13 protein-coding genes and 1 rRNA gene are annotated in these 12,596 nt (G+C 40.5%); 8 read left to right on the top strand and 6 right to left on the bottom strand.

The genetic code is table 11. The annotated features are described in order from the left end of the window. Positions 1-10 precede the first annotated feature (10 nt). The 3 genes from rsmB to def all read right to left on the bottom strand — a co-directional run bounded on the left by rsmB (position 11) and on the right by def (position 2,918). The gene (gene rsmB, locus AC2IP4_RS14040; RefSeq protein WP_486310429.1) at positions 11-1,291 is read right to left on the bottom strand and encodes a 16S rRNA (cytosine(967)-C(5))-methyltransferase RsmB; all 1,281 of its coding nucleotides are present in this window, start codon (positions 1,289-1,291) and stop codon (positions 11-13) included. 104 nt (positions 1,292-1,395) lie between these two features. After that, the gene (gene fmt, locus AC2IP4_RS14035; RefSeq protein ID WP_375321442.1) at positions 1,396-2,343 is read right to left on the bottom strand and encodes a methionyl-tRNA formyltransferase; all 948 of its coding nucleotides are present in this window, start codon (positions 2,341-2,343) and stop codon (positions 1,396-1,398) included. A gap of 65 nt (positions 2,344-2,408) precedes the next feature. Next, entirely contained in the window at positions 2,409-2,918 is a 510-nt protein-coding gene (gene def / locus AC2IP4_RS14030) for a peptide deformylase (protein ID WP_122033472.1), read from the bottom strand. A gap of 117 nt (positions 2,919-3,035) precedes the next feature. Here def and AC2IP4_RS14025 point away from each other — a divergent pair, with 117 nt between their 5' ends. Genes AC2IP4_RS14025 through AC2IP4_RS14010 form a run of 4 tightly spaced genes read left to right on the top strand, consistent with a single transcriptional unit; the run spans position 3,036 to position 6,270 of the window. Beyond that, entirely contained in the window at positions 3,036-4,106 is a 1,071-nt protein-coding gene (locus tag AC2IP4_RS14025; protein ID WP_375321441.1) for a LysM peptidoglycan-binding domain-containing protein, read from the top strand. A 6-nt stretch (positions 4,107-4,112) separates the two neighbouring features. Beyond that, positions 4,113-5,222, top strand: a complete 1,110-nt coding sequence (gene dprA, locus AC2IP4_RS14020; protein WP_486310428.1) for a DNA-processing protein DprA — start codon at positions 4,113-4,115, stop codon at positions 5,220-5,222. A 2-nt stretch (positions 5,223-5,224) separates the two neighbouring features. Beyond that, entirely contained in the window at positions 5,225-5,698 is a 474-nt protein-coding gene (locus AC2IP4_RS14015; RefSeq protein ID WP_105056604.1) for a DUF494 family protein, read from the top strand. An 11-nt stretch (positions 5,699-5,709) separates the two neighbouring features. Further along, positions 5,710-6,270 carry a DNA topoisomerase family protein gene (locus AC2IP4_RS14010; RefSeq protein WP_375321439.1) on the top strand — a complete coding sequence of 187 codons (561 nt, stop codon included), beginning with the start codon at positions 5,710-5,712 and terminating at the stop codon, positions 6,268-6,270. Positions 6,271-6,324: 54 nt separating this feature from the next. Here the strand turns inward: AC2IP4_RS14010 and AC2IP4_RS14005 are convergent, their stop codons facing one another. Then, positions 6,325-7,437 carry a 5-(carboxyamino)imidazole ribonucleotide synthase gene (locus tag AC2IP4_RS14005; protein WP_486310427.1) on the bottom strand — a complete coding sequence of 371 codons (1,113 nt, stop codon included), beginning with the start codon at positions 7,435-7,437 and terminating at the stop codon, positions 6,325-6,327. Positions 7,438-7,439: 2 nt separating this feature from the next. Continuing rightward, a complete protein-coding gene (purE, locus tag AC2IP4_RS14000; RefSeq protein WP_375321437.1) occupies positions 7,440-7,925 on the bottom strand; it encodes a 5-(carboxyamino)imidazole ribonucleotide mutase in 486 nt (161 codons plus the stop codon). A 203-nt stretch (positions 7,926-8,128) separates the two neighbouring features. Between purE and tsaC the strand changes: the two genes are divergently transcribed. The 3 genes from tsaC (at position 8,129) to AC2IP4_RS13985 (ending at position 9,836) form a co-directional block, all read left to right on the top strand. Continuing rightward, the gene (tsaC, locus tag AC2IP4_RS13995) at positions 8,129-8,686 is read left to right on the top strand and encodes an L-threonylcarbamoyladenylate synthase type 1 TsaC (RefSeq protein WP_375321436.1); all 558 of its coding nucleotides are present in this window, start codon (positions 8,129-8,131) and stop codon (positions 8,684-8,686) included. A gap of 64 nt (positions 8,687-8,750) precedes the next feature. Beyond that, positions 8,751-9,572, top strand: coding sequence for a shikimate dehydrogenase (gene aroE / locus AC2IP4_RS13990; RefSeq protein ID WP_375321435.1), 822 nt, complete (start codon positions 8,751-8,753; stop codon positions 9,570-9,572). Next, positions 9,573-9,836 (top strand): DUF1488 family protein, encoded by a 264-nt coding sequence (locus AC2IP4_RS13985; RefSeq protein ID WP_375321434.1) that lies wholly within the window; start codon positions 9,573-9,575, stop codon positions 9,834-9,836. Here the strand turns inward: AC2IP4_RS13985 and AC2IP4_RS13980 are convergent. After that, a complete protein-coding gene (locus AC2IP4_RS13980) occupies positions 9,829-10,374 on the bottom strand; it encodes a gamma carbonic anhydrase family protein (protein WP_375321433.1) in 546 nt (181 codons plus the stop codon). The genes AC2IP4_RS13985 and AC2IP4_RS13980 overlap by 8 nt on opposite strands. 527 nt (positions 10,375-10,901) lie before the next feature. On the opposite strand from AC2IP4_RS13980, the gene AC2IP4_RS13975 reads away from it, so the two are divergent. Next, positions 10,902-12,444 (top strand): 16S ribosomal RNA (locus AC2IP4_RS13975). The last annotated feature ends 152 nt before the right edge of the window (positions 12,445-12,596 follow it).

The following is a 12,596-nucleotide window of genomic DNA, read 5'->3' as shown; positions in this document are numbered from 1 at the left end:
CGTATATAGATTATGCTTTTTGTAGAACAGCGTAATAGAAGCCGTCCATATTTTCTTCACCAGGAAGAATTTGACGCCCAGGTTTTGCTGGATCAGTATTATCAACCAAAGAGGCATTTTCTGTGCGCTCTAAAAAGGCTTTTACTTGATCGCAGTTTTCTTGCGGTGTGATTGAACACGTCGCATACACCATGGTGCCGCCAGATTTTAACTGTAGCCACATTGCATCAAAGATTTCACTTTGCAGTTCAGCAAGCGCTTTAATATCTTCTGAACGACGCAACCATTTGATGTCTGGATGACGACGAATAACACCAGTAGCAGAACAAGGTGCATCTAATAAAATGCGGTCAAACTGTTCGCCTTTCCACCATTGTTCAGGATAACGAGCATCACCACAAATAACTTTTGCTGTTAAGTTAAGGCGTTCTAAGTTTTCGTACACGCGAGTTAAGCGTGTTTCATCACAATCGATAGCAACAACGTTTGTGTCTTTTGTTCGCTCTAAAATATGTGCAGTTTTGCCACCAGGAGCAGCACAGCAATCAAGAATGAGTTCACCACCTTGTGGTTGTAAATACTCAGCTGAAAGTTGAGCTGCTGCATCTTGTACCGATACCCAACCTTGCTCAAAACCAGGCAAGGTAAATACATCACGCGCTTTATCTAATAATAATGCGTCGGTTGCTTGGCTGTGTGGGGTTACTTCGATCTCTTCTTTTTCAAGTAGAGCGATGTATTCATCGCGAGTATGGTGCTGACTGTTTACGCGTAACCACATTGGTGCCTTGTTGTTGTTGGCTTCAACAATCGATTTCCATTGGTCTGGATACGCTTCTTTTAGCATTTTTAGTAACCAACCAGGGTGACCATATTTACCAGAGTCGTGACTGATAGATTTGGCATCCAATTCTTCTTGGTTACGTTGATAGCTACGAAGAACGCCATTAATTAAGCCACGCAGTTTTGGGCCCTTTAGGTTTTTCGTGCCTTCAACGGTTTCGCCAACCGCGGCATGAGCAGGGATACGCATGAAGCTTAATTGGTAAATACCGACTAATATCAGGTGGTGAAAAACACGTTGCTTCCCTTTTAGCGGTTTATCCATAAGAGATTGAGCAACCGATTCCAAACGAGGAAGAAAGCGCAATACGCCATAACAAATCTCTTGCAGTAAAGCCTGATCACGAGGTTTTATCTCGGCTTGAGCTTTTGGAAGTGCAGAAGAGAGAGAATGACCCTGATCGACAACTTGATAAATAACTTTTGCTGCCGCAGCACGAACGTTCATGTCATCACCTAAAATATGATTGGCAAAAATAAAATGGCAAATATGATATTTGCCATTTAAAAAATAACGGTAGCAATTATGCCACCTTTTTATGTTTTGAAGAATTAGTTAAGTGTATTACCCACTTCGAACCATTCTTTACGAGAATTCAAGATATCTTTAACGCCCATCGCTTTTTTTCCAGGAACTTGCAGTTGTTCAAATACAATCGCGTTTGAACCAGTTGCCACATAGATCCCTGTTTTATCTGCTTGAATAATAGTGCCTGGCGTTGCGTTCCCTGTGTAGGTTTCTACACGAGATTGCCATACTTTAATCGCTTTATCTTCAACAGAGAAATGGCTCATCGGCCAAGGATTAAAAGCTCGAACACAACGTTCAATAGCATCTGCATCCATAGTCCAATCAATTTTAGCTTCTTCTTTGCTCAGTTTCTTCGCGTAATTAGCCAGTTCATCGTTTTGCTTTTGTGCAACCGCAGTGCCATTCGCAATCGTAGATAAACAATCAACTAAAGCAACTGGGCCAAGTTCAGCTAATTTGTTGTACATTGATGCGCTGGTATCTGTTGCTTCAATTGGCAGCGTTGCAATACTTAGCATGTCACCAGTATCTAAACCGATATCCATTTGCATAATGGTTACGCCAGTTTCGGCATCGCCAGCCCAGATTGAGCGTTGAATTGGAGCAGCGCCACGCCAGCGAGGTAAAATTGAACCATGAACGTTAATACAACCTAATTTAGGTGTATCAAGTACCGCTTGTGGTAATAGCAGCCCATAGGCAACCACAACCATTAAATCTGCATTTTGATCGGCAAGTTCTTGCTTTGCTTCGTCAGTTTTAAAGTTTTCTGGTTGGAACACGGGAATGTTGTGTTCAAGAGCCAGCTCTTTTACTGGGCTTGCCGTCAGCTTTTTACCACGGCCCGCAGGACGATCCGGTTGAGTATATACGCCTATCACTTCATGGTGAGAGTCGATAAGTGCTGATAAATGGCGAGCGGCAAAATCGGGCGTGCCCGCAAAAATAATGCGTAATGGTTTATTCAAGTTGACCTCGGTATCTCTAATATCAATCCAAATAAGTAGCGTAGTAATTATTTGGATTGTTATGGCTAGTTTTTAGCGTTGAATTTTTTGATCTTCTCTAACTTTTCTTTGATACGTTTACGCTTTAACGGCGATAAGTAATCAACAAAAAGTTTGCCATCAAGGTGATCTAATTCGTGCTGAACGCAGATAGCTAATAAGTCATCAGCATCAAAGCTAAATTCTTTACCATCGCGATCAAGAGCCGTTACTGATACTTCAGCAGAACGAGGAACCATTCCTTTTGCGCCAGGAACAGATAAACAACCTTCTTCAATGCCATCATCGCCACTTTTTTGTGTGATAACAGGGTTGATTAATACCATTGGTTCGTCACGAGTGTCAGAAACATCGATCACAACAATACGCTGGTGGAAATCAACTTGCGTAGCAGCAAGGCCAATGCCTTCTTCGTCGTACATGGTTTCAATCATGTCATCGATGAATTTTTGGATTTCAGGTGTCACTGCTTCAACCGGTTTTGCTACGGTACGTAGACGATCGTCCGGAAACGTTAATACTTCTAATAAAGCCATAATTACTCTAAATATTGAACTGCGCCGTAAACGGCATAAACCTAATAGCTCCAATTCTAGACATTTTATTAAGCAAATGACAGCATCGGTTCAAATGTCTGATAAGGAAAGCGGACCATGTTTAAAAAATTACTCATTTTTACTTCATTTTTTAGTGCCATTATCTTCTCATTACCTTCATTTTCAAGTGAAGAAAAATTGGTGTTAAAACAAGATTATCCTAGTAATTACACCGTTAAAAAGGGTGATACGCTTTGGGATATATCCGCTTTATTTTTGGATAACCCCTGGTTTTGGCCAAAATTATGGAAAATTAACCCAGAGATAGATAACCCTCATTTAATTTATCCAGGAGATGAATTGAGTTTGAGTTGGCAGAATGGCAACCCTGTGCTGAGCGTTAAACCATTAAAAAAACTCTCACCTAAGATGAGAACAGTAATTAAAGAGCCTGTACCGACCTTGCCAACTAGTTTGGTTGTTCCTTATTTACAATCGGATCGATTGATTGATGCTACTAATTATAGAGAAGCATATCGAGTTCTTGGGACCAGTGATGGACGAAAATTCTTGAGTGGGAATGAGCGAGTATATGTCGATGCTGAATTAGAACATAAGGAATGGGGAATTTACCGTGCAGTAAATAAATTCTCTAGAAAAGAGACGAAAGAAACCTCTTATGCACTTCGACTCGTCGGTTTGGCCGAATTAGCTGAAACAACAAAGGAGATGAGTGGATTAAAAGTCATTAAGCAGCAACAAGAAATTGCGATTAATGATGTAGTTCTTCCAATTACATCTGGTGATATTAATAAAGAACTAACCACTACTTTTTACCCACAACCTGCACCAAAAGGAATGGGCGTGTCTATTCTCGGTTCAATAGATGGGGCTGACTACTTAGCGGTAAATCAGGTTGCGGTTATTGATCGAGGAAGCAAGGACGGCTTATTGCAAGGCAGTATGTTTTCCTTAAGAGAAGAAGGAAATATCGTTAAAGGAAATAAAGGAGAATATTATTATGATCTTGATAAAGGAAAAAATAAAAATAGCCTCCAATTACCACAAACACAAATTGGAGAGCTAATAGTTATTAGACCTTATGAGAGGTTCAGTTTAGCTCTTATAACTCGAAGTGAAATGCCTATACACAAAGGGGTGATAGCGGTCTCTCCAAATAAGGAGTGATGCATAGTGACAACGTCAGAAGCACACTTATCAGCTTGGCTTACCTTATGTTTTTGCCCTCGAATTGGAGGAAAAGTGATGACTCGCTTACGGGCGGTTGATTCACCAGAAAATATATTGAAATACAGTACAGAACAATTGCTTGCTTTGGGGTTGTCGTCAGCACAAATAACATACCTTCAATGCTCAGAGCATAAAGAGGTTAATAAGTGTTTAGAGTGGCAGGAGAAAAATGATACTCATATTATCTTGCCATTAAGTAGTCCTATATACCCAAAGTTGCTTTCAGAGATCAGTGCGCCTCCTCCAATTTTATTTATTAAAGGAGACCCTCTTACGCTATCAGAACCGCAAGTAGCAATCGTTGGTAGTCGTAATGCCAGTTTAGAAGGATTAGATTGTGCTGAGCAATTTGCGCGTTCCATTGTTCAACATAATTATGTTGTTACTAGTGGCTTGGCTCTGGGGGTTGATGGTTATGCTCATCATGGAGCGATTGAAGCTAAGGGAAAAACGATAGCCGTGCTGGGTTCTGGATTAGATAAAATATATCCGGCAAAACATCGCCTATTGGCTGACCGAGTGATTGATAACGGTGCACTTGTTTCTGAGTTTCGTCCGGATGCACCACCAAGGGCTGATAATTTCCCAAGACGCAATCGTATTATTAGTGGGTTATCAACTGGTGTTCTTGTAATTGAAGCTGCGGAACGTTCAGGATCGTTAATTACAGCAAGATATGCGAATGAACAAGGTCGTGAAGTGTTTGCTCTTCCGGGCTCAATACAAAATCCAACAGCAAAAGGGTCTAATGGATTAATAAAAGCTGGAGCAAAGTTAGTTTCTTCTCCTGAAGATATTTTTGATGAAATAGGAGCATTAACTGAGTGTGCAATATCTCATCAACCGTCATTATTCGAGCAAGAAGTTATCACAGAACAATTGCCATTTCCTAAAGTGTTCGCTACCGTAGGCAATGAGGCGACGCCTGTTGATATTATCGCAGAGCGGTGTCAGATGCCTGTACATGAAATCATGATGCAATTACTTGAATTAGAGTTGCAAGGTTTCATCGCTGCAGTCCCAGGTGGTTACATTAAAAAGCGGAGGGGCTAGCCATGATGGATGTTCTTATGTATCTATTTGAAACATATATCCATAGTGATGTTGAACTCAGTGTGGATCAAGAAAAACTAGAAGATGAGTTACTTAAAGCGGGGTTTCACCAAGACGCAGTCTATAAAGCACTGGATTGGTTGGAAGATTTAGCACGTTTACAAGAAGATGATTCTTATACACATATAGAAAAAAGTACATCAACCTCAATGCGTATTTATACTCAACAAGAAATTGAGGGTATTGATACTGCTTGTCGTGGTTTTTTACTTTTCTTAGAGCAAATTAAAGTATTGACCAGTGAAACCAGAGAAATGGTTATCGAGCAAGTAATGGCTTTAGAAACGGATGAGCTATCTTTAGATGACTTGAAGTGGGTTGTGTTAATGGTGTTATTTAACGTTCCTGGTCAAGAGAGTGCTTATACACAGATGGAAGAGCTACTTTATACTGCTGATGTAGGCATGACACATTAAGGCTTTGTTGAATGTCTGGAAAAATAGATAAGCAATTATTTAAAGCTCATGAACAAGCTTTAGAGCATGAATCTTGCCCTGAATGCAGTGGTGAATTAACTATTCGTTACGGTAAAAGAGGCCCGTTTTTGGGGTGTCAAAATTACCCTGAATGTAATTATATCCACCCATTAAAAAGTAACGATGGGCATGTAGTTAAAGAGCTTGGTATACCTTGTCCTGAGTGTGAAAGTGAATTAGTACTAAGGCAAGGGCGTTATGGGATGTTTATTGGTTGCTCTTCTTTCCCTGAATGCACACACATTGAGTCGCTAGAACAGAAAAAAGAAGAACCCAAAGATCATATTGCTTGCCCAAGCTGTTATAAAGGGCTTTTACATGAAAAAAAATCACGCTTTGGTAAAACATTTTATGCGTGTGATGGGTATCCAAATTGTCGTTTTATCGTTAATTTAGAGCCTCAGAGTGGTAATTGCCAAGAGTGTGGCTTTTCTTTGTTGTTGAAGAAAGAGATGGTAACAGGGGTAAAGCTTGTTTGTGCAGATAAAAAATGTAGCACGATACAAAAATAAGAGTAACTCGTATCTATTCTTAAAAATAGACAGAGTTACTCTATATCAATAATGTTATGCAAGAGCAGAGAAAGCGTTACTGTCTAATATTGTTGATAGTTTAGTCAATTCTTTTTGTAGGTTTTCTGAAGATGAGGCACATACGTTGATGTGTCCCATTTTTCTTCCTGCCCTTTTCTCTTTCCCATACCAATGTACATGACAGTTAGACATCATGAGTATATTTTCAGGTAAAGTGTCTTCGCCTAGAATATTGATCATTGCTGTTGATCTAAGCAGTTTTGTGCCATTTAAAGGTAAATTGCATACGGCTCGTATGTGCATTTCAAATTGGCAAATATCAGTACCCTGCTGCGTCCAATGACCAGAGTTATGAACTCGTGGTGCAATTTCATTTACCAATAACTGACCATCTACATCAAAGAACTCAATTGCAAGTACACCAATATAGTTGAGTTCATCAGCAATAGCTGAAAACATCTCATCAGCTTGTTGTTGTAATTCACAGTTCCCTTCTAGGGCTGTTGATAGTGCAAGTACACCATCAACGTGAACATTCTCAGTCAGAGGATATGTCACCATTTCGCCGTTTTTATTACGAGCACCAATCAATGAAACTTCACGGTTAAATGGAATGAATTGTTCAGCAACCATTGCTTGGTTTGGTGAACTCTTTATAAGTTCTTCCATTTCATTCCAAACTTGGTTTACTTGGTCGTGTTCTTTTAAGCGCCATTGGCCTTTGCCATCATAGCCATCAAGTGCGCTTTTTAATACCATTGGAAGTCCAACAATATCAATTGCGTTTAAGAAATCTTCTTTTGTATTGATGATGTGGTATTTGGCATTAGATACTTTAGCATTGCCCAAAAGAGCTTTTTCTAAGCGACGATCTCCTCCTGCTTTTATTGCATCAGGATTTGGCTGAAATTTTCCACTTTGGCTACATATATCTAAAATATCATGTGGAATATGTTCGAACTCAGCAGTAATTACCGTAACGTCATCAATAGCTTGTTCTAATGATAAATTAATAAGCTGCTGAGTTAATGGATGTACAACATTTTGGTTATTTACGTCATAAGCAATAATTTCAATATTCAATGGTGCACTTGCGAGCGCCATCATACGAGCGAGTTGACCTGAACCGAGTACAAGCACTTTCATGATTAGTCCTCTGATGGATCTGGGTTTGCTAATACAGTCTCTGTTTGCTCTTTACGGAATGCTTCAACAGAGGCCATTACTTCTTCGTTTGATGTTCCAATGATTTGAGCTGCAAGAATACCTGCATTGGCAGCTCCTGCTTCACCAATTGCAAGAGTACCTACTGCGATGCCTTTTGGCATTTGGACGATAGAAAGAAGAGAATCCATTCCTTTTAATGCTTTAGATTGAACAGGAACACCAAGAACGGGAATGCTAGTAAATGCAGCGGCCATTCCAGGGAGGTGAGCAGCCCCACCTGCTCCAGCAATAATAACTTTGATACCACGATCTTTTGCTTGGGTTGCATAGTCAGCAAGTAGCTGTGGAGTTCTATGAGCTGAAACTACTTTTTTTTCATAAGGAACATTAAAACGATCAAGCATTTCAGCAGCTAGTTTCATTGTTGGCCAGTCTGATTTTGAACCCATGATAATACCGACTTTCATTGTGAACTCCTTGGATAAAGATATTGGCAATATATAAAAAGTTGGCAGCATTATATGGGTATTTGATGCCAAGGGAAACGTTTGCGTAAGGAAAAAAATAAGTTATTAACGATTATTGACAATTGAAAAATGGAAAGCAGTTGTTTGATTTCATCTTATCAATAGAATAGAGAGACTAATTTAGTCTAATTAATGGTGTAAGAGTGAAGAATCTAGATCTAGTCGTAGAAGCCTTAAATAATGGTGGTGTTATCGCCTACCCGACTGAAGGTGTTTTTGGTGTTGGCTGTGATCCTGATAATGAGCTTGCAATCCATAGGCTATTAACTGTTAAGCAACGCCCTCAAGAGAAGGGGTTAATATTAATTGCCGCTTCTATTGAACAATTACTTCCTTATGTTGATTTCTCTCAACTAGAAAATAAACAGATAGAGCAAATAAAGTCGACATGGCCAGGGCCTGTGACGTGGATTGTACCTGTAAATCAAAATGCTCCACCTTTAGTTACTGGTCAGTTTGACAGTATCGCAGTTAGAGTTACTGCTCATGAACAAGTTAAAGCTATTTGTTCTGCGTTTGGCAAGCCAATTACATCAACAAGCGCAAACCTTTCTGGTTATGAACCTTGTCGTACTATATCTGAAGTTCAGAAGCAACTAGGTGATACTGGAGTTGTTATCTTTGAAGGGAAAGTCGGTAACCGAACTCAGCCAACGGAAATTCGTGATGCAAAAACAGGAAACACATTACGCCAAGGCTAATGCATCTATTATTTCTTTAAGGTAAGGTGGCTCAATTAACGTTATTTATTGAAAGGAATCACTTATGGATAAGTATGCAGTTTTTGGTAATCCTATTACACAAAGTAAATCTCCCTTTATACATACCTTATTCGCGCGTCAGACAATTCAATCTTTAGAGTATGTTGCTATTGAGGCTCCTGTGGATGGTTTTCTAGATGCAGTAACTGATTTTTTCGTTAACGGTGGAAAAGGCTGTAATGTTACCGTTCCTTTTAAAGAAGAAGCATTTCAATTTGCAAACCAATTAACAGAGAGAGCAAAATTAGCGGGTGCGGTTAATACATTAAAGAAATTAGATGATGGCATTGTTTTGGGTGACAATACAGATGGCGAAGGACTCGTTCAAGATTTGCTGCAATACCAAATCCCACTTCAAGGTAAGCGCATCTTATTAATAGGTGCTGGCGGTGCGGCTCGTGGTGTGCTTCTTCCTTTATTAAAGCAAAAGCCTTCTTTTATTACTGTCGTAAATCGTACTTATGAAAAAGCAGAAACACTGGCTACTATCTTTTCAAATTACGGAACCATTAATGCAGTACCGATGAATGAGGTTGATGAATCATTTGATGTAATTATTAACTCGACGTCAGCAAGTTTATCTGGACAGCTACCAGATATCAGTTCAACGATTTTTTCTAAAAATACGATTAGTTATGACATGATGTATGGCCAAGGAAAAACGGTATTTAACCAATGGGCGTTAGAACACCACGCACACCAAGCTTATGATGGATTAGGAATGCTCGTTGGGCAAGCGGCAGAAAGTTTTACTGTGTGGCGAGGTCTTCGTCCTAGTGGGAAGCAGATATTACGTGAATTACGAAAAAATTTAGAAGGTAGTTAAATGAATCAGTCGATCCTTTTTAGTGATGAAACACAATGGAGTGAAGAGGCACAAATCATCTTGTTTTCTGCTCAACAGATGGGAAACTTAATTCAATGTGGCGTCACAACTTCATGGTTAGAATCTGAAAGTGGAGAACAGATAATAAATGACTCTGATGCGTTACGTATTTTTGAAGAGTATCGCTTTGATGTTGAGGAGCAAGCAGAAGCATTGATTGAAGATGAAGAGTTCAATGCTTCTGGTGAAATTATCATTAACTAGCTTCTTCCTTTATATAGTCATTTTTGAATGAAACGTAATTCATCGCTGATGTTTTTAAAAAGGCAATTTCTTCTACAGATAATTCACGAATTTGCTTTACAGGGCTACCTATATAAAGGTAGCCACTTTTGAGTGTTTTGTTTGGTGGGACTAAACTACCAGCGCCAATCATTATATCAGATTCAATAATGGCATGATCTAAAATAATACTTCCCATACCTACAAGTACACGATTTTGTATTTCACAACCATGAAGCATTACTTTATGTCCTATTGTCACATCATCTCCAATAAGTAATGGTGCACCTCTAGGGTTATCTTGATTTTTATGGGTTACGTGTAAGACGGCTCCATCTTGAATGTTAGTACGAAGTCCAATAATAATAGAATTAACATCTCCCCTTGCTGTAACTAAAGGCCAAACACTAGAATCATCACCAATATTAATATCACCTATTAAAACACTGGATGGATCGATATAAGCTCGTAAACCAATAGTAGGAAAGATAGATTTATAACTGCGTAATGACGATTTCATACGATATCCCTTAAATATGATAACTTACTGTTAATGAAATGAGCTAATTAAGATAATTTAACACTGATTTGTTCGTACTTTAACCATAAAAACATAAATATGAAATTATCTTAAAAAAGCTCTTGCTAATGTGATCGAACTCTCTATAATGCGACCTCACTGACACGGAGAGCCCATCCCATAAGGGGTTAGCAATCGGAGTTGGTAAGATGGTTTAGAATTAAGTTTCAAATAAGTGCTTGACACTGAGGCTTAAATCGATAAAATGACCGTCCTCTTCACAGAAAAGCGAAAACGCTTTGAAAGTAGAAGAAAAGCTCTTTAACAATTTAACCAAATCAATCTGTGTGGGCACTTGTGAGTTGATAATCACTAGTTTGCTCTTACTTCTCGAAGTAAGACGAACAAAATAATCAATGAACTGAGTGACTACACAAAATTACTTTTATGTAACAATCAGTATTAATCATTGAGTCGGTTTTGTTTCTGCTTCTCTTTATAGAAAAGACAGAGCAACCAAAAAACTTTAATTGAAGAGTTTGATCATGGCTCAGATTGAACGCTGGCGGCAGGCCTAACACATGCAAGTCGAGCGGTAACAGAAATTAGCTTGCTAATTTGCTGACGAGCGGCGGACGGGTGAGTAATGCCTGGGAATATGCCTTAGTGTGGGGGATAACTATTGGAAACGATAGCTAATACCGCATAATGTCTTCGGACCAAAGAGGGGGATCTTCGGACCTCTCGCGCTAAGATTAGCCCAGGTGAGATTAGCTTGTTGGTGAGGTAAGAGCTCACCAAGGCAACGATCTCTAGCTGGTCTGAGAGGATGATCAGCCACACTGGAACTGAGACACGGTCCAGACTCCTACGGGAGGCAGCAGTGGGGAATATTGCACAATGGGCGAAAGCCTGATGCAGCCATGCCGCGTGTATGAAGAAGGCCTTCGGGTTGTAAAGTACTTTCAGTCGTGAGGAAGGGTGTGTAGTTAATAGCTGCACATCTTGACGTTAGCGACAGAAGAAGCACCGGCTAACTCCGTGCCAGCAGCCGCGGTAATACGGAGGGTGCGAGCGTTAATCGGAATTACTGGGCGTAAAGCGCATGCAGGTGGTTCATTAAGTCAGATGTGAAAGCCCGGGGCTCAACCTCGGAACCGCATTTGAAACTGGTGAACTAGAGTGCTGTAGAGGGGGGTAGAATTTCAGGTGTAGCGGTGAAATGCGTAGAGATCTGAAGGAATACCAGTGGCGAAGGCGGCCCCCTGGACAGACACTGACACTCAGATGCGAAAGCGTGGGGAGCAAACAGGATTAGATACCCTGGTAGTCCACGCCGTAAACGATGTCTACTTGGAGGTTGTGGCCTTGAGCCGTGGCTTTCGGAGCTAACGCGTTAAGTAGACCGCCTGGGGAGTACGGTCGCAAGATTAAAACTCAAATGAATTGACGGGGGCCCGCACAAGCGGTGGAGCATGTGGTTTAATTCGATGCAACGCGAAGAACCTTACCTACTCTTGACATCCAGAGAATTCGCTAGAGATAGCTTAGTGCCTTCGGGAGCTCTGAGACAGGTGCTGCATGGCTGTCGTCAGCTCGTGTTGTGAAATGTTGGGTTAAGTCCCGCAACGAGCGCAACCCTTATCCTTGTTTGCCAGCACGTAATGGTGGGAACTCCAGGGAGACTGCCGGTGATAAACCGGAGGAAGGTGGGGACGACGTCAAGTCATCATGGCCCTTACGAGTAGGGCTACACACGTGCTACAATGGCGCATACAGAGGGCTGCAAACTAGCGATAGTAAGCGAATCCCAAAAAGTGCGTCGTAGTCCGGATCGGAGTCTGCAACTCGACTCCGTGAAGTCGGAATCGCTAGTAATCGTAGATCAGAATGCTACGGTGAATACGTTCCCGGGCCTTGTACACACCGCCCGTCACACCATGGGAGTGGGCTGCAAAAGAAGTGGGTAGTTTAACCTTCGGGAGGACGCTCACCACTTTGTGGTTCATGACTGGGGTGAAGTCGTAACAAGGTAGCCCTAGGGGAACCTGGGGCTGGATCACCTCCTTAAACGATAGATTGCAATTTATGAGTGTTCACACAGATTGATTAGGTTTTAATAAGTTGAAGTGACAGAGCTTTAATTAATGATTTCGATTATTGATTAAAGCTTTTTGCTTTAAGCTCTTTAACAATTTGGAAAGCTGACTGATTTAACTGAC

Source organism: Aliivibrio thorii, assembly GCF_057368585.1.
This window is presented reverse-complemented; position numbering and strand designations above follow the sequence as displayed.